The following is a 16,594-nucleotide window of genomic DNA, read 5'->3' on the forward strand; positions in this document are numbered from 1 at the left end:
ATCCGTTGCCCTTGCCGGCCCAGGACCAGCTGTCGGCGGGCGCAGGGGTCGGCGGTGGGGTCCGTCTCCGCGTCGGCGACGCTTTTTCGAAGTCGAGGCCGTTGCGCAGGCTCGATGGACATGCCGGCGCGCGTGTGGCCGTGGTTTTGGTTGCCGCCGCGCCTGCGGGTGATGTGGGAGTCGAAGTTCCCGAGCCTGGTGCCCGCCGCCGCATAACACTCCGGGCATGGGTCCCTTACCCGCCAGGCTCGCCCACGTCGATCTCGCCGCCGCTTCTGACTAAGGTTTTATTCCGGCGGGTGGTTACGCCGTCCAGGCCCACGGCTTCCTCGAACGTATCTCGGACGACGTTGACCTGTTCGGTGACATTACCGGCCAGGGCGCGCGCCCGCTGGGACGGCCCGGGCATGCCGTACACGATCGGTACGACGTCGTTGCTCATACCGGGCACCGCGTCGACATCGACAACCCTCTACATCCGTGTCGTGCGAACATCCTGCCCATCAACGCTGGTTCACGCCAACCCGGTTCGCTGCGTCGGTGCAGACCGGCCGACCGGCGCAGCACCGCCGTGCGCTTCACGGCCGCCGGGCCGGCGCCGACACCAAGCGGCCCGCCCGGTCCGGTCGCCGACAGCCATCGGTCGCTGCGAATTCTTCTGTGCCGTCAGTCGGTCGGCACGGGCGGTGCGTACGTCTCGTTCATGGCGACGGAGCGTGGTGCGGGCACCGGGGTGAGGCGGTGTCACAATCAGCGGTTCTGTTCTGTCTCTACGGGTGCGACCTAGAGGAACAGAGGACACCGTGCGTGAGATCTTGATCGTCGGCGGCGGTTGCGCGGGCTTCTATGCCGCGTGGGGCCTGGAGAAGAAGCTGGGTCGGGGCGAGGCGCACGTCACTGTGGTGGACGCACGCCCCTACATGACGTATCAGCCGTTTCTGCCCGAGGTTGTGGCCGGGTCGGTGGAGGCCAGGCACGCGGCGGTCTCGCTCCGGCGGCACCTGCGCCGGACCCGGCTGATCGCGGGAACGGTGACCGAGATCCGCAACAGCGCGCGGACCGTGACCGTTCGGCCGGAGACAGGGCCGGAGTACGAGCTGGCCTACGACATCCTCGTGGTCACGGCGGGGGCGGTCACCCGGACGTTTCCCATCCCGGGCATCGGCGAGGAGGCCATCGGGTTGAAGCATGTCGAGGAGGCCGTGGCCATTCGTGACCGGCTGCTGGCCTCGTTCGATGTCGCGGCGACACTGCCTCGCGGCCCCGAGCGGCGCAGGCTCCTCACCGTAACTTTCGTGGGTGGGGGATTCTCCGGTGTGGAGGGGTTCGGCGAGCTGCTGTCCCTGGCGGCCGGGCTGCTGAAGCACTACCCGGAACTCGACGCGCGGGAACTGGACTTCCACCTGGTTGAGGCGCGTGGCCGGATTCTTCCCGAGGTCGGCGACGGGCCCGGAGCGTGGGTCGTACGGGCGCTGGAGAAGCGCGGGGCGCGGGTGCACCTGAACACGCAACTGGTCTCCGCCACGGGCGGTCATGTCGTGCTGTCGAACGGGGAGGAATTCGATTCGGGCCTGATCGTGTGGGCGGCGGGAAACGCGTCCAACCCCATCATTCACAACCACACGGATCTTCCTGTCGACGAGCGCGGTCTGCTCGTCGTGCGGGCGGATCTTCGCGTGGGTACGGAGTCGGAGATCGTGGCCGACGTGTGGGCTGCCGGCGACGATGCCTCGGTGCCCGATCTCGCGGTGGCGCGACCGGGAGCGCACACGGTTCCCAACGCCCAGCACGCGGTTCGGCAGGGCAAGCGTCTGGCGAAGAACATCATGGCGACGCTGCGGGGGCGGCCTACCCGGAACTATGTCCACCACAGTCTGGGCGTAGTGGCCACTCTGGGGCTCGGCCGGGGGATCTTCCAGTACCGGCGCCTGGTCATCAAGGGTTTCCCCGCCTGGCTCATGCACCGCGGTTACCACGTGCTCGCCGTTCCGACCTGGGAACGCAAGGTCCGGGTGCTCGCCGTCTGGATCACGGCAATCTTCTACGGGCGGGACATCGTCTCCCTCGCCGCGGTGCAGCGTCCCCGGGAAGCCTTCGTGTCCGCGGGAAACCCACGGCACGGTGAGCCGGCAGACGCCCGGCACGGCGAGCGGGCCGACGCCCCGGCGCAGTGAGCCGCCCCGTCTCGCCGCCACCCGCCACCCACCGGCCGAGCGCCCGGAGCGTGGACGTTCGGCCGCTGTGGGTCCCGACGAGCCGGCCCCGATGCCTGGTTCCGTACGAAGTGACGTGTGGCGCCTTGCCGGAGCCTGCTCGTACGTACGCTGCTGGGAGCAGCCATCATGAGCGAGACATCGACTTTGAGCACACGCCGGCGGACGCTCGACCGCATCCCCCGCCGGATCGATCCCTCGGTCGAGCGACGCCTTCACCGGAACTGGGCTTGAGTCTCCGCGAGTTCCATTCCCTGGCGGCACTTCGCGAAGCACCTCCGCCGAGGCCAGGTGGCTCTATCTGCACGACCTGGCCCCCGAAACGTGAATGAGCCGGCCGACCACCGGCCGTCTGCCGACCCGGCTCCGGGAGCGAGGCCCGATCACCTCGGATTCTCCTGCACCGCAGGCCCTGCCTCGGGATGAATGCGCACGCCGTAACGGGAGTGCGAAGGCGGCGTGACCTGATGGGGATCCGGTTGTCCCCGGCCGGTCCCCGGACTCGGGCAGGAAACCGTCTCGGCGGCGTGCGAGAGCTGGGAGGGACGGCCGCTGTCACCTTTCCCTCCCGGCCCCGCGCGATGAGCTACTTGCCGAGCCAGAGGTCGAGGCCGAAGACTTCGTAGTGAATGGCAGCGGGGCTGAGCCCGTGGACGAGCAGATCGCTGCGGACGGCCTGCATGAAGGACACAGGGCCGCACAGGTAGGCAGTGGTCTCCTTGGGCACCGCCAGGCCGGTCACATCCGCCCGGCCCTCGCGCACGTGCGCCTCGGGCTCCGTCGGCTCATCGGCCCCGCTTTCGTTTGACAGGGGGACGGGGGCGGATGCCGGTGGTTGTGTTGCGGTGGGGCGTTGAGTGGTGGGTCATTCGGCGAGTTTTCCGTCGGTGGAGACTTCTTCCATTTCCATCAGGGCGGCGATCTCGTCGGGAATGGGCGGATTGCTTTCGTGTGTGATCCCGGTGGTGGGGGACCACGAGGTTCACCGGAAGGGCGGGATCGCTCTCGGGACGGGGCAATCGCCGCCCTCACCGACCGCGGCGGAGCGGAACCGCAGTGATCAGCGGAGCGGAACCGCAGTGATCAACGGGTGTCTGCAGAGGTTCCGGCCCCGAAGCATGGGCGAGCGGAACGGGAAGCTCTCCCTACCAGTGCTTGCCGAGGGCCATCACCAGGACGGTCGGATCGTCACGCTCGGGCAGCCGGACGAAACCGTGTCGCTCCAGCTCACCGGTCACCTCGGCGCGGGATGTCGGCCACATCCAGAACGTCTCGGTGTGCTCCCGCAGCACACGTCCCGCTCCGCACACCCAGTAGTCGAAGCGTGTGCGGATCCGGCCTCCGAACGCCGACATCACCATGCGGCCTCCGTACTCGTGCCGGCCGATCCTCTGAAGCGGGAAGACACGGACGGTCTCCTCCCGGGGAAGGTGGGCGGGTGGGAGCTGAAGGAGCACCGAACCACCGGGAACCAGTGCCCTGGCGAGGGCGGGCCAAAGAGTGCGCCGTGCGGCGGGTGCCAGCCCGGCGAGCGTGTTGTGGCAGATCGCGACATCGGCGACCTCGTGCAGGTCCGCCTCGTCGAGCGTCTCGCAGTGGACGGTCACCCGCGCTCGTGACTCCGCCGGCAACGAGGCCAGGCGCGACATCAGCGGTGTACGCATGGCGCGCGAAGGTTCGACCGCGTGCACGCCCACCCTGGACTCGTCCAGACACATCAAGGTCACGCGTCCGGTCCCGGCGCCGACATCCAGCACACCGAGACGGGCGTTCCGCACGTCTTCGCCGTAGAGGTCACCGACCCGTATCGCGTCCTGCCGGCCCTGGAGGACGTCGTAGAACTCGGCACTGACGGCGTAGTCGTCCTGCGGTGTCCGAATAGCCGACGGCCCCGAAATAACACTGTGCATATCAGCAAGACAGATGACGCGTCAGGTCTGTGACAACCGTGTGAGCCGGTCGACCCGACGCCTGGCTCTCCCACGTCACACAACGCGCGGTGGCCCTGGTTCCTGGTTCCGGCGATGGCCCGGCTCACCACGGAATTCGAACCGGCCGGGCGTTTCGGTCCGAGTGGAAGCGCAGGGCGAACGGCATGGGGTCGACGCCCTGGAACCCGTACCAGGAACTGGCCGGGCCCCATCGGGGCGGGACTCACCGCCCCGGGCCGCCCGCTCAGGCCCCGGGCCCGGGGGCGCATCCGGGGCGCACCCAGGACGCGGGCCCCGAGGATCGGCAGGGCGGGGGGCGCGTGCCGACGCCGGGCCCTTTGCTTCGGATGAGTTGCTCGATGGCGCTCTTGGTGGCGGCGTAGTGCGCTCCTCCGGACAGGGGCGGTGTCCGTAGGTGCTGGAGACGTTGACGATGGAGCCGGAGGAGTCACGCGGGTGGGGCAGGGCTGCGTGGGCCAGGAGGCTGGGGGCGGTGACGTTGACGGCGAACATGTGGTTGATCATCGAAGCGTCGGTGTCGGCCATGGGCATCACGGCGGTGACGCCTGCGTTGTTGACCAGGAGGTCGAGCCGGCCCACCGGTCCACGGCGGTGGAGATGACGGCGGTGACGCCGATGCCATTTCGTGACAATGAACAATGTGCCACGGTGTATGTGAAGGCCACCCATGCCATGCAGCACGCCCCATCTGACGCGGGAATGTGGCATGGTGAGAACACCGTGTGCCAGGTGGCCGTGCGAGGAGGCCCGACACGGATGCACGAGTTCGCAGTGCACGCGTTGGAGTGGACCTGGTACCCGCCAGGAGCGTGTACGTCGCCTGGGTGGGGCTCCGCTTGGTCGATGCGGTCGTGAGATCCACCGGCCCAGGCCCCTGTTCACCGTGACCGTTACCGACGAAGGACCGGATTCATGCCTGCGATCCTGATCCACGGCGTTCCCGACACCCACCATGTGTGGGACGGCGTACGCCGCCATCTGACCCGGACCGACGTGGAGGCCTGGGACCTGCCCGGGTTCGGCATGCCGCGACCCGACGGGTTCGGTTCCACCAAGGAGGAATACGTCGACTGGCTCATCGACCGGCTGGAGCGGGTCGGCGAACCCGTGGACCTGGTCGGACACGACTGGGGCTGCATCCTCACTGCCCGCGTCGCCTCCCTGCGGCCCGATCTGGTCCGTACGTGGGCCGGTGGCAACGGGCCGGTCAATGCCGGGTACGTGTGGCATCCGCTCGCGAAGATCTGGCAGGACCCGGTCGAGGGCGACCGTTTCATGAGTGAGCTGGAACCGGAATCGTTCACCAACGATGTCGTGGCAGGTTTCGACGTCCCCGTCGACCTGGCCAGGGAGATGGTCAGCCGGGTGGACGGGCCCATGAAGGACAGCATCCTCGCGCTCTACCGCTCGGCCCTGACCATGGGCGCGGAATGGGAGTCGATGCTGTCACAGGTGACCGCGCCGTGCCTGGTGTTCTGGGGTGTGCTCGATCCCGCCTGTCGGATCGAGTTCGGTGAGAAGCTCGCCGTCTCCCTGGGTGCCCCCGAGGTGGTGCGGCTCGACTGCAACCACTGGCCGGTTCTGCAGAGGCCGGCCGAGGTGGCCGAGGCGATCGAATCGCACTGGAGCACGGGCGTGGACACGTGAGATCCGGGCGATGGGCTCTCGTGTCCGACGGGAGTGCGCGGGGGGGGGCCCGGTGACCGGGGCCGCCCCGCGCGAGCACCGGGCGGTCAGCAGGTCAGGCCGTGTCGCCGGACGATGGCGGAAGTGGCTGACCAGTCGAACTGCAACCCGTGTTCGGCGGCCACCCGGGTCAGGGCCTTCTCGTCGACGGGGCCGGAGAGTTCGGCGAATTCCGTGAAGAAGTTCTCGCAGCCGGCAGGCGAGACGATCTCGAGGACGGAAGCCGGTTCGTCGCTGCTGTTCCAGAACGTGTGCCAGTCTCCTCGTGGTTTGAAGAACGAGTCTCCCACCTTCGCGCGCACCTCATCACCGCTCGACCACTGCCTGATCTCTCCGCTGAGAACGTAGAGGTACTGGTCCTCATGTGTGTGTCGTTGCATCGGACTACCCAGGGCCCACGGGTCCAAGAGATGCTGTACCAGGGCGAATCGCCCCTCCGTCTCGCTGCCGTTCATCAGGCAGCGGTTGCGGGAACCGCCGAGAAGGCGGCGCGGCGGAGCATGGTGCTGCCCCAGCACCTGCGCGAGGAGACGGGGCGTAACCTCAAACATGCATTGTCCCATCGAGTCGCGGGTCATCGAGGTCCCCACAACATAGGCTGCTCTCCAGGGCAGTGGTATTCCAGAAAAGTGGTACGGCGTTCATGCCGGCTATAAGGTCTGGGCCGTGAAGGATTCGGCCATGCGATGGGCTGTGCGGAAGATCGGTGACGCAGCCGGCCGCGGTCAGGAACTCGTCCCCTTGTGGAAGTCCGTGACGGACGTCCTCTGTGATGTCGTCCCCGGCATCTGGGACGCCTGCTGGTACACGGTCGACCCGGAGTCCCTGTTGGTCACCAGCCACTTCCGGCAGGGCAAGGCGGACGTACCCGAGGTACTGCTGGAAGAACTCGTGTTCCACGAGCACTTCTGCGACGACGTCAACAGAATCATGGACATCAGCCGATCCGCATCCGGAATTGCCGCAATCCATGAGGCGAACGGTGGGGGCTTCGGGGCCGGCACCCGCTGGAGGAGGAGTATGACGGTCGGCAGCGACCAGGAATTGAGGGTCAGTCTGCGGACGCGCTCCCAAGAAGCCTGGGGGGCCCTGTCCCTCTATCGCGAGGCCGGCCGCCCGCCGTTCGACGCGGATGTCCGCACCCTGCTGCGAACCGTTGCCCCGCAACTGGCGCTCGCGGTGAGACGAGCGCACCTGCCGATCGGCGTGCACGACCACGGGACGGCGGAGATACCCGGCGTCATCGTTGTCGACCGCGCCTCGAAGGTACGGTCGGCGTCTCCCGGGATCGAGCGGTGGCTGGGCCGGCTTCCGGACGGCGACTGGGGCGCCGGCCGGCTTCCTTCAGTGGTCCTGTCCGTGGCAGCCACCGCCCTGCGTGCCGCGGACCGGCAGGAGGGAAGGACGTCGGCGCCCACGGCTCGTGTCGCCGGCCGTACAGGCGATTGGCTCGCCCTGCACGGTGTGCATCTCTCGACCGCGGAAGGGGCCGGTGCGCACGAGGCGGCGGTGGTCGTCGAGTACGCGCATCCCGCGCGGGTTCTGCCGCTGCTGATGTCCGCCTACGGGCTCACGGGCCGGGAGCGGGACGTCGTGCGATTGATCCTTCAGGGGAGATCGACCGCTCAGATCGCGGGGTACCTCGTCGTGTCGACCAACACTGTGCAGCAGCATCTCAAGAGGATCTTCGCCAAGACCGGGGTGCGAAGCCGGCGTGACCTGGTGGGGACGCTCTTTTCCGGTGGCGCCGACCCGGTACCCCGGCAGCCGCCGCAGGGTGTGTGATCCGCACTGTTCGGGAGCCGCAGAGGCAGAGGGCCCCTGGAGCCGGGAGATGAGCAACCCCCGCCACCGAGGCACTTGAACTTCGCCGAACGCTCGAGACGGGCCCGGGAAGTGCCGTCTCCGGGCGCCGCCTTGCCCCTGTGGCGGTGCCCGGAACGAGTTCGCTCGTGCCCGCGACGGCGGTTCAGGACTTCCGAGCGCGGTACAGACCCCTGCCGGTGCGCCGGATGCGGGACGTGCCGACCAGGCGGTCGAGAGTGCTCCTGACCGCGTTGATACTGCCGCTGTCGGTGTCCCGACCAAGTGCGGCCGCGACGTCCCGGGCGCGCACATCGACGTCACCGACTGTCGAGAAGTGCTCCATGATCTGTTCGGTGAGTTTGCCGTAGTTCTTGTGCGCGTCGTCGGTTCCGGCTGTGGAGGAGGGCCGCCGGGCGCGCTTCCGGCTTGCCGGCGGCTGGTCGGGGACACCGGTCGCGGTGGCGGGGTCGGCCGAGGAAGGTGTGTCCGGCTTCGGAACCACAGCCGCCGGGGCCTGCGGGTCCGGTGTGGCGGCGGACGCGGCCGCCGGTGCCGTGGTCTGGATCATCAGGGCTTCAAGAGCGCTGACGGCCCGTTCAACGGAGCCGAGATGGGCGACCACCGCGGCCAGTTCCCGTTCCAGCGCCTGTTTCTGAATCGCCAGACGAGCCAGTTCCTCCTGGAGACTCTTGGCCGTGATTTCGATGTTGCGCGCCGTGTGGGTTTCGGAAGCCATGTGTTCCTCTCGTCCCCAACCCTTCTTGTTGTGCCCCGTCCGGCACTTGCGGTATCGCTTACCTCGGACGCTGGGACGGGTGTGTCCTGTGGGCATCATATGCGGAGTGGTCCCGGCACCCTGTTGTTGTGATCGTCCCCGTGAGGCAGGACAGCCGGTGGAGTAGCCGCCGGCCGGCCGGGAAGCTGTAAGAGGGCAACGGTGAACGCGAAAGAGGTGCGGCGTCCTCGCACACGCGAGACGGTGTCGCGGTACGTGCCTCGTCACCTTCACCCGGCGAGGAGACGCGTGGGTCGGCCCCGTGTGCGCCGGATCCGGACGACTGCGACGGTGGTTGTGTGGTGTGAGAGTGAGGATGCTGGTGGTGCATGCCGATGACGCGGTACCGATCGCGGAGTTGTTGGAGGAGCGGCGGTATCTGCTGGATGTCGCCAATTGGATGCTGGGTGGTGCCCGGGAGGCGGAGGGTGTGATCGCCGAGGCCTATGGGTGTTGGTACGGGCTGTCCGACAGGGCGCGGGCGGAGATCACGACGCCGCGTTCCTGGCTGGCGCGGACCGTCGGTGGTATCTGTCTGGCCCGGTTGGCGCTGCCGGGGAGCGAGCGGTCCCGGGCGGCGGGTGAGCGCGCGGGGGAGATCGGGGCGGTGGCGTACGCGACGCTGGAGCGTGAGGTCGGTGCGGTGCTGCTGAGCACGTTGGATTCGTTGTCTCCGGCGGAGCGGGCGGCGTTCGTGTTGAGTGACGTGTTCGGGATGGCGCCGGGTGCGGTCGCGGACATCGTGGGTCGGTCGGAGGGGGAGTGTGCCGAGTTGGCGGAGCGTGCGCGTCGCAGTCTGCGGGTGCGGCGTTCGCGGCCCACGACGCCGGAGCGTCATGACGCGGTGACCCGTGCGGTGCGTGATGCGTGTGTGGCGGAGGCTCCGGCCGTGCTGGCGTCGTTGTTGGCGCCCGATGCCGCGGTGTTCTTCGACGGCGGGGGGAAGCTTCGGGCGTTGGTGGGGCCGGTTCACGGTAGTGAGCGGGTGGCTCGGAGTCTGTTGACCCTGTTGGCCCGGCATCCGCGGACGACGCTGCGGACCCATTCGGTCAACGGTCGGACGGGGCTCGTCGTGCGGTACGACGAACAGGTCGTGGCGGTGATCACCCTCGACATCGCCGGCCACCTGGTCGTCCAGGTCTGGGTCGTCCTCAACCCCGACAAACTACGCTCCTGGAACCAACCGGGCACCATTCGCCTCTGAGGCCCGCAGAGCCTCGGCGTGCCTTCGTGGGCCGGCCCCTTCGGGACGGGACACAGGCGTACGGCCGTTCCTCGTCACCTGCGAGCGTGTCACGGTTTCCCCATGCCATCGTCACGTGCCACACCGGCGACGGCGGCGTAGCGAACCGCACCGCCGGCTGCAACCGACCCACCGTGTCACACATTCGCCGACCGCTCGGTCTCATCTACCAGGGACCGTGCCGTGTTCCATACGGCGTCAGGAAGAGTTTTCCGACCCACGTGCGGGGCTTTTTCACATGCCGGTCCATGAAGGAGCTGTCGGCCTTCGTGCACCGGAGGGAGCGTCGGCGAGTCGAATTCTCCTACGGGGACGTCGAGCCCTCGAGTCCCATCCATCCCTCACCACAGGAGATTCCCATGAACTGGCTTGGAATGGCGATCTGTAGAGGCGAAGACCCCGATCTCTTCTTCCCTATCGGCAACGTGCGTAGTGGTAAGGCGCTGCTCCAGATCGACGAGGCCAAGGCGGCATGTCACCGCTGCCCCGTGATGCAGCACTGCTTGAACTGGGCCATGGAGGTCGATCCGGTGGAGGGCATCTGGGGTGGAACCACGGAAGCGGAACGCCGTGCCGTGAAGCGACGTGCGGTGCACGACCTGTCGACCCCTCGGGGCCTGCGGACTCTCCGGGAGGCCCGGAACACGGCGGCAGCGGCCGCGTGATCGCGCGGTGTTCTCGCCTCGGGCCGGGCCGGTGGACGTCGTGCCGTGGGCATGAGGAGGAGCGGTGAGCGAGATGGCGGAAACCGGAGCGGGCCTCGGCCCGGAACTGGCCGCACTGGGCTGTGCCGCGCTCGTGGACGCGATGGGGCGGGTTCACGGTCACCGCTCGCACGTCCTGCCCTTGGTGAGCCCGGAGCCCGGCAGTCATCTGTTCGGTCCGGCCGCCACGATCTCGTACATGCCCTACCGGGACGATGTGGAACAGACATCGGAGACCTTCGCGGACTTCTTCTACCGGGCCGTAGGGGACTCTCCCGCAGGAAAGGTTCTCGTGTTGTCCAGCGGGGGATACCCAGAGGTCTCCCACGGCGGGGGAACCAAGCTCTCCAGGGCGGCCAACCACGGTCTTGCGGGAGTCCTGGCCGACGGGCGGCTGAGAGACTTCGGCCGGCTCGAGGAGTACGGCTTCTCGACATGGTGCAGAGGCGAGTCGGTCCGATGGGGTGGTGACACCGTCATGCCCTACGCCGCGGGGGTCACCGTCGAGTTCGGGGGTGTGTGCGTCGTGCCCGGTGACTACGTCTTCGCCGACGCGTCCGGTGCGGTCGTCATCCCCCGCCGAAGCCTGACGCGAGTCGTGGAAGCGGCACACCGGGTGGACATCGAGGATGCCGGGTCTGTCGAGGCGATCCGGACGGAGAAGAACCCACTGTCGGGCCGTCGTCGAGGACACGAGCACGACCCGTCGTGACGCCGGTGGGGTACCTGAGGGCGGACGTCCGCCCCGGTCTGCTCACCGGGTGAAAGCAGTTCGCGAACGAGGAATGGCCCTCCCCGTCGACGCGGGAGGGCCGCGCGGGCCGGTCGTCGGCAGAACTCGCTCGCGGGGGGCGGGGCGGGGGCGAAGCCGGTCGGTACCGGCGGTACACGTCACCTGCGGACGGGTGCTCCGGAGTGGGAGATCCGGTGAAGGGCGTCGGAGACGGTGCGCATCTGCTCGTCGAGTCCCGTGAGTGCTCGGCGGAGCTCGGTGACGCGCGTTTCCAACTCGGTGGCTTCGGCGGTCAGCGACCGCACGGTGTCCTCGAGGGTGGGTCGGTCCCGAGAGTCCGTGGTCATCATGCCTCCTGGTCGGCTCATGCCGGAAGAGAACCGGCCGGCACACCGGACGTCCGTGATCGGCGCCCCGTGTGCCGGCATCGGATCCGGCCTCGGCGGAGGTCGGATCCGCCCGCTCACTACTGCTGTGCGAGCCAGTCGGCGACGGAGTCCTTCGTGGTGTGTCAGGGAAGACAGGGTGGTGGTCGGGTTTGTGACAGGGGGCGAGGGCGGCTGGCGGCGGTTGTGTTGCGGTGGGGCGTCCAGTGGTGGGTCATTCGGCGAGTTTTCCGTCCGTGGAGACTTCTTCCATCAGGGCGGCGATCTCGTCGGGAATGGGCGGGATGCTCTCGTGTGTGATCCCGGTGGCGGGGGACCACACGAGGTTCACCCGAAGGGCGGGATCGCTCTCGGGGTAGTCGCCGCGGTTGTGGCAGCCGCGGGTCTCGCGGCGTTCGAGCGCCGCCTCGAGGGTGGCCCGGGCCGCGAGGGCCGCCGACTTGAGGTCGAAGGCGTGTGCGAGGTCCTGGTAGCCGGCGATGTCGGGGTGGACGCCGACGTTCTCCATGCGCTTCTCGATCGATTCGAGTTCCGTGAGTCCGGTGCGCAGCCCCTGCTCGTCGCGTACGACGCCCGCGTGTTCCGTCATGGTGTTGCGGATGGCGCGCTGGAGGGCCCGGACGTTCTCGGGGCCGTCCGCGGTGAGCAGATCGTCGATCTCGGCGCGGGCTTGGGCAACAGCCGGTGCCGAGCGTGGTTGTGCGGTCAGGGCCCGGGAGTAGTCGGCGGCCGCCTGTGCGGTGATCCGGCCGTAGACGAGCAGTTCGATGAGGCTGTTGCCGCCGAGCCGGTTGGCGCCGTGGAGTCCGCTGGACGCCTCTCCGATGGCGTAGAGGCCGCGTACGTCGGTGCTGTGGTCCTCGGGGCGGACCCAGACCCCGCCCATCGAGTAGTGGGCGGTGGGCGCGACCTCGATGGGGTCACGCGTGATGTCCAGCATCTGCAGTTCCAGCAGTGTCTGGTAGACGCGGGGGAGGCGATTCATGATCGTCTGGCGTGGGAGGTGGGAGACGTCGAGCCAGACACCACCGTTGGGTGTGCCGCGGCCTTCCTTGATCTCGGTGTAGGCGGCGAGGGCGACCCGGTCGCGCGTGGACAGTTCCATGCGGGCGGGGTCGTAGCGATTCATGAAACGTTCGCCCAGGCCGTTGCGCAGGACGCCGCCCTCGCCTCGGGCGGCCTCGCTGACCAGCGTGCCGGCCGCGTTCTCCGGCTCGATGATGCCCGAGGGGTGGAACTGGACGAGTTCGGGGTCGCGCAGCCGCGCGCCGGCGTCGACGGCGAGCCGGAAGGAGTCACCGGTGTTCTCGTCGCGGCGTGACGAGGTGCGCCGCCAGATGCGGGTGTGACCGCCGGCCGCGAGGATCACCGCGTCGGCATGGACGAGGTAGCGGGTTCCGCTGCCGAGGTCGAAGCCGTAGGCACCGAACACGGCACCGTCGTGTACCAGGAGCCGGGTGACGTACACGGTGTCGAGCATGGGGATATCCAGCTGATTCGCCCGCCGGATGAGGGTGCGCTGGATCTCCAGGCCGGTGTAGTCACCGGCGAAGGCGGTGCGCCGGAACTTGTGCGCGCCGAAGAAGCGCTGGGAGATACGGCCGTCCTGTTCCCTGGCGAAGGCCATGCCGTAGCGCTCGAGGTCGTCGATGCCACGGGCCGCGCCCCGAGTGACGATCTCGGTCGTACGGGGATCGCCGAGCAGGTAGCTCTCCTTGAGGGTGTCGGCAGCATGCTGTTGCCAGCTGTCCTCGGGGTCCATGGTGGCCAGCGCGGCGTTGATCCCGCCGGCGGCGAGAGATGTGTGGGTGTCTTCCTTGGGGCGTTTGCCGACCGCGAGGACGTCGAGCCCGGCCTCTGCCAGCTCGATCGCCGCGCGCAGCCCGGCGCCGCCGGTTCCGATCACCAGGACCGTGGTGGAAAGGCGCTTCTCGATGGCAGCCATGATTGCTCCGATCAATGGGGGGCACTGATTACGACCAGGCCCCCCAGGTATTTGTGACACCCCGGTTCGCGTACCTACGGCAGCCGGTCATCTCGGATGTCGCGTGCTGCGAGCTCTGTCGTGACAACCACCCATCAGACCGGGTGGCCGGGCGTTCTGTGACAACAGGCGGTCGGGCACCCATCTTTCGCCCCCACGACCGACCGTTGTCACAACACACAAGGGTCTCCGGTCATACGGGCTGGGTCGTGTCCGCGAAATCCCGCCGTATGCCCGAAGGGCATGACCCGCGGCGTCCGGTGCGCGTCGGTCGCGGGGCGTCGTGCGCCCGAGCGGTGGCGCCGCAGGCACCGCCCGGCCCACGGGCCGCTACGTCGGCACCCGCTTCAACGCGTCTTTGCCGACGGCGAAGGAGGAGAGAATGACCTACGCGCCATTGCGCAGCCTTGTGGACGACAACGACGGGGCCGTGACCGCTCCCGGTCAGCGAGCCAACGTGATGGTCGTGGGAGTGCCCCGCCCGGCCATCTTGGCGTACGGGCAGAGCGAGTTCGCCTTCTCCAGAAGAGGAGCGGCGATCTCCGGATCGACGCCGGGCCACGTCACCTCGAGATCGACGCGGAGCAGGTAGCCGCCGTCTCCGGGGTCCCGCCCGAAGGCGACCGTCGCCTCCACGGAGATCACGGTCGGATCGAGCTCCTCCTTCCGGGCGACCAGACTCAGGGCCCCGTGGAAGCAGGCGGCGAAGCCGGCGGCGAACAGCTGCTCGGGGTTGGTTCCCCGGCCGTCCCCGCCGAGTTCGGCGGGCATGCGCAGATCGAGGTCCAGGACCCCGTCGGCCGAGCGCGCCCTCCCCGAGGCGCGACCGTGTGCGGCCGTACCACCGCTGACGGTCACGCTCGTGGTGTAGATGGCGGAGAAGGACTCCCCATCGAAGTCCTTCTCGGTGGAGAGGCCGGGCAACGGGATCCGCTCGGTCACGGCATGACTCCGGCGTCGTCGAGGTACGCGTCCCGGCAGGGAACCGACAGCACGCGCACCGTGGGCGAAAAGGCGGCGGAAGCGGTGTCCACCGGCGGCACTTTCCCCCGGCCGGCAAGGATATGCGCCCGCCCGAGGGTGGCCTGCACTCTGCCGCTCATGACGATCCTCACCTTGTCTGTCCCTCGTGTCTTCGAGAATCCGGACGTCCGGATGACCCGGCTGGTCATCGCGGTCGTGGTACCGGGCGGTCGGTGTGGCGAAGGGTGTTCAACCGCGCGGCGATGCCAGGTAGGGCGACAGCTTGGCCGGGTTCATCAGCCACATGATCCGGTCGATCCCCTCGGCGGACACGTCGACGGAAAGGAGGGCCACGACGTCCCCGCCGGAGGAGACGACGACAGCGGGACGACCGTTGGCCTCGACCCACCGCACCTGCGACCCGGGCCAGAACCGGGGGGCGAAGGCCACGAGGTACTTGGAGACGTGCAGGCGTCCGACGACCGGGATCTTCGACGCGCCGCGCAGCCCTCCGCCGTCGGTGTAGCTGACGACATCCGCGGCGAGCACGTCCTCCAGCGCCGCCAGATCACCCCTCTGCGCGGCGGCGAGAAACACCTCCAGGAGACGGCGGTGATCAGTCGCGCTGACGCGTTCCCTGCGCTCGGCGGCCAGGTGTTTGCGCCCGCGGCTCACCAGTTGACGGGTGTTCGCCTCACTCGTCTCCAGGATTCCCGCGATCTGCGCGTAGGGGTAGTCGAAGGCTTCCCGCAGGACGTAGGCGGCACGCTCCATCGGGTTCAGCTTCTCCAGCAGGAAGAGAACCGCCAGTTCGAGGGCTTCGGCTCGTTCGGCACCCACCTGCGGATCCGCGCTGGTGTCGACCGGCTCGGGAAGCCACGGTCCGACATAGGACTCCCGCCGCACTCTCGCGGACTGGGCCAGGTTGATGGCCAGACGGGCGGTGACCGTGGTCAGGAAGGCCGTCGGCTCCAGGATGTGAGCGCGGTCCGCGCCCTGCCACCGCAACCACGCCTCCTGGACGATGTCCTCCGCTTCCACGGCACTTCCGAGCACCCGGTACGCGACACCGAACAGCCTCGGGCGCACCGCGAGGAAGTCCCTCGCCGCCTGATCGAGAGAATCGGCGTCCGCCCCAGCGTGCATGGTTGCCTCCTTCGGCTTCGGCGCCGCCATGCTACAAGCCACTCCGGAACGGTGCTTCCGGGGTTCACACGCCGAATACGAGGCGACCACACACTGCCACACTCAACGCGCCGATCCGCGCCTTGAGCGGCATCCGTTTCACACCGTTCCTCTGTCACAGATCCACAGGGCGCCCGGTCATCACTGCGAACGGCGATACGTCCGGGGCGCGATGACGCCTCAGGCAGACGGTGTGTCCGTCCTCGTGAAGCGGCGGACCTACGGAAGGTGACAACACAGTGTCGGAAAAGGACTCGGCGCACGTGCACGGGACCGGGGAGCACGCAGGGTCGCAGGGCTGGATGACGGCAGCGAAGATGCTGCAGGACGCCTCGCCGATCACCGTCCCGGAGGGCGCCTCGGCCATGACCATTCAGGTCGACTGGGAGCCCGGGGACCCGGGGACTCCTCCGCACCGTCACTCGGGCCCGGCGTTCGGGTATGTCATCGAGGGCGCGGTCCGATTCGAGCTCGAGGGCGAGCCGGAGCGTGTGATCGCGGCCGGCGGGACGTTCTGGGAGCCGGGCGGCGACGCGATCCACTACCAGGACGGCAACGCGCTGTCGGACGCACGCACCCGGTTCGTGGTCACCATGATGTGCGCGCCCGGGAGGCCCATGCTCGAACTGGTCGACCCGGAGGAGCTGAAGAAGCGGGCCCATCTGCGCGCTCCGCGGCCCACCGACTGACCCGTTGTCCGCTCGCGCACATCTGTTCCTGACGGAGCCCGCCCACGCCGAGGGCGGGCTCCGCACGAGTGACCATGAAGTCGTGTACTGCATGCCGACCGTGCTGTTCACGGCCGCAGCCGTCCACTCATGCCCCACTGATACCCGTGATTCGCGCCGAGAGGGGGGGGGGGGGGGGCGGGCCCCCCCCCCCCCCCCGCGGGGGGGGGGGGGGGGGGCGGGGCGGGGGGGCGGGGGGGGGGGGGTGGGGGGCGGGGGGGGGGGGGGGTGGGGGT

Annotated in this window: 18 protein-coding genes; 7 read left to right on the forward strand and 11 right to left on the reverse strand. The window is 68.7% G+C overall.

Annotated features, from left to right (window positions below; translation table 11 throughout):
• Window positions 1-235: 235 nt before the first annotated feature.
• Window positions 236-442, reverse strand: a complete 207-nt coding sequence (locus tag ACIBM5_RS00625; RefSeq protein ID WP_396004691.1) for a hypothetical protein — start codon at window positions 440-442, stop codon at window positions 236-238.
• A 361-nt stretch (window positions 443-803) separates the two neighbouring features.
• On the opposite strand from ACIBM5_RS00625, the gene ACIBM5_RS00630 reads away from it, so the two are divergent.
• Window positions 804-2,174 (forward strand): NAD(P)/FAD-dependent oxidoreductase, encoded by a 1,371-nt coding sequence (locus ACIBM5_RS00630; RefSeq protein ID WP_396004692.1) that lies wholly within the window; start codon window positions 804-806, stop codon window positions 2,172-2,174.
• A 625-nt stretch (window positions 2,175-2,799) separates the two neighbouring features.
• Here ACIBM5_RS00630 and ACIBM5_RS00635 read toward each other — a convergent pair.
• The 3 genes from ACIBM5_RS00635 to ACIBM5_RS00645 all read right to left on the reverse strand — a co-directional run bounded on the left by ACIBM5_RS00635 (window position 2,800) and on the right by ACIBM5_RS00645 (window position 5,143).
• Window positions 2,800-2,976 (reverse strand): hypothetical protein, encoded by a 177-nt coding sequence (locus ACIBM5_RS00635; RefSeq protein ID WP_396004693.1) that lies wholly within the window; start codon window positions 2,974-2,976, stop codon window positions 2,800-2,802.
• A 382-nt stretch (window positions 2,977-3,358) separates the two neighbouring features.
• Complete coding sequence (locus ACIBM5_RS00640) at window positions 3,359-4,123, reverse strand: class I SAM-dependent methyltransferase (protein ID WP_396004694.1); 765 nt, start codon at window positions 4,121-4,123, stop codon at window positions 3,359-3,361.
• 75 nt (window positions 4,124-4,198) lie between these two features.
• Window positions 4,199-5,143, reverse strand: a complete 945-nt coding sequence (locus ACIBM5_RS00645; RefSeq protein WP_396004695.1) for an SDR family NAD(P)-dependent oxidoreductase — start codon at window positions 5,141-5,143, stop codon at window positions 4,199-4,201.
• Here ACIBM5_RS00645 and ACIBM5_RS00650 point away from each other — a divergent pair.
• Window positions 5,078-5,812, forward strand: a complete 735-nt coding sequence (locus ACIBM5_RS00650; protein ID WP_396004696.1) for an alpha/beta fold hydrolase — start codon at window positions 5,078-5,080, stop codon at window positions 5,810-5,812. The genes ACIBM5_RS00645 and ACIBM5_RS00650 overlap by 66 nt on opposite strands.
• Before the next feature lie 86 nt (window positions 5,813-5,898).
• On the opposite strand, the gene ACIBM5_RS00655 is transcribed toward ACIBM5_RS00650, so the two are convergent.
• Window positions 5,899-6,429: a cupin domain-containing protein gene (locus ACIBM5_RS00655; RefSeq protein WP_396004698.1), complete on the reverse strand. Its 531-nt coding sequence runs from the start codon at window positions 6,427-6,429 to the stop codon at window positions 5,899-5,901.
• 88 nt (window positions 6,430-6,517) lie between these two features.
• Here ACIBM5_RS00655 and ACIBM5_RS00660 point away from each other — a divergent pair, with 88 nt between their 5' ends.
• Window positions 6,518-7,636 (forward strand): LuxR C-terminal-related transcriptional regulator, encoded by a 1,119-nt coding sequence (locus ACIBM5_RS00660; protein ID WP_396004699.1) that lies wholly within the window; start codon window positions 6,518-6,520, stop codon window positions 7,634-7,636.
• A gap of 184 nt (window positions 7,637-7,820) precedes the next feature.
• Here the strand turns inward: ACIBM5_RS00660 and ACIBM5_RS00665 are convergent, their stop codons facing one another.
• Complete coding sequence (locus ACIBM5_RS00665; protein ID WP_396004700.1) at window positions 7,821-8,393, reverse strand: hypothetical protein; 573 nt, start codon at window positions 8,391-8,393, stop codon at window positions 7,821-7,823.
• A 355-nt stretch (window positions 8,394-8,748) separates the two neighbouring features.
• On the opposite strand from ACIBM5_RS00665, the gene ACIBM5_RS00670 reads away from it, so the two are divergent.
• The 3 genes from ACIBM5_RS00670 to ACIBM5_RS00680 all read left to right on the forward strand — a co-directional run bounded on the left by ACIBM5_RS00670 (window position 8,749) and on the right by ACIBM5_RS00680 (window position 11,091).
• The gene (locus ACIBM5_RS00670) at window positions 8,749-9,636 is read left to right on the forward strand and encodes a sigma factor-like helix-turn-helix DNA-binding protein (protein ID WP_396005098.1); all 888 of its coding nucleotides are present in this window, start codon (window positions 8,749-8,751) and stop codon (window positions 9,634-9,636) included.
• A gap of 398 nt (window positions 9,637-10,034) precedes the next feature.
• The gene (locus tag ACIBM5_RS00675) at window positions 10,035-10,340 is read left to right on the forward strand and encodes a WhiB family transcriptional regulator (RefSeq protein ID WP_396004701.1); all 306 of its coding nucleotides are present in this window, start codon (window positions 10,035-10,037) and stop codon (window positions 10,338-10,340) included.
• 73 nt (window positions 10,341-10,413) lie between these two features.
• On the forward strand, window positions 10,414-11,091 hold the full coding sequence (locus ACIBM5_RS00680; RefSeq protein ID WP_396005099.1) for an RraA family protein: 678 nt from the start codon (window positions 10,414-10,416) through the stop codon (window positions 11,089-11,091).
• Between the two features lie 179 nt (window positions 11,092-11,270).
• Here the strand turns inward: ACIBM5_RS00680 and ACIBM5_RS00685 are convergent, their stop codons facing one another.
• From ACIBM5_RS00685 to ACIBM5_RS00705, 5 genes are all read right to left on the reverse strand, one after another.
• A complete protein-coding gene (locus ACIBM5_RS00685) occupies window positions 11,271-11,459 on the reverse strand; it encodes a hypothetical protein (protein ID WP_396004702.1) in 189 nt (62 codons plus the stop codon).
• A 253-nt stretch (window positions 11,460-11,712) separates the two neighbouring features.
• Window positions 11,713-13,443, reverse strand: a complete 1,731-nt coding sequence (locus tag ACIBM5_RS00690; RefSeq protein ID WP_396004703.1) for an L-aspartate oxidase — start codon at window positions 13,441-13,443, stop codon at window positions 11,713-11,715.
• A 483-nt stretch (window positions 13,444-13,926) separates the two neighbouring features.
• Window positions 13,927-14,424: an Ohr family peroxiredoxin gene (locus tag ACIBM5_RS00695; protein WP_396004704.1), complete on the reverse strand. Its 498-nt coding sequence runs from the start codon at window positions 14,422-14,424 to the stop codon at window positions 13,927-13,929.
• On the reverse strand, window positions 14,421-14,654 hold the full coding sequence (locus tag ACIBM5_RS00700; RefSeq protein ID WP_396004705.1) for a hypothetical protein: 234 nt from the start codon (window positions 14,652-14,654) through the stop codon (window positions 14,421-14,423). The genes ACIBM5_RS00695 and ACIBM5_RS00700 overlap by 4 nt, the downstream gene beginning before the upstream one ends.
• Window positions 14,655-14,694: 40 nt before the next feature.
• Window positions 14,695-15,591: an RNA polymerase sigma-70 factor gene (locus tag ACIBM5_RS00705; RefSeq protein ID WP_396004706.1), complete on the reverse strand. Its 897-nt coding sequence runs from the start codon at window positions 15,589-15,591 to the stop codon at window positions 14,695-14,697.
• A gap of 341 nt (window positions 15,592-15,932) precedes the next feature.
• Here ACIBM5_RS00705 and ACIBM5_RS00710 point away from each other — a divergent pair, with 341 nt between their 5' ends.
• Entirely contained in the window at window positions 15,933-16,319 is a 387-nt protein-coding gene (locus ACIBM5_RS00710) for a cupin domain-containing protein (protein WP_396005100.1), read from the forward strand.
• Window positions 16,320-16,594 lie beyond the last annotated feature (275 nt).

The sequence above is a fragment of the Embleya sp. NPDC050493 genome, from assembly GCF_044458105.1.
Classification (GTDB): domain Bacteria; phylum Actinomycetota; class Actinomycetes; order Streptomycetales; family Streptomycetaceae; genus Embleya.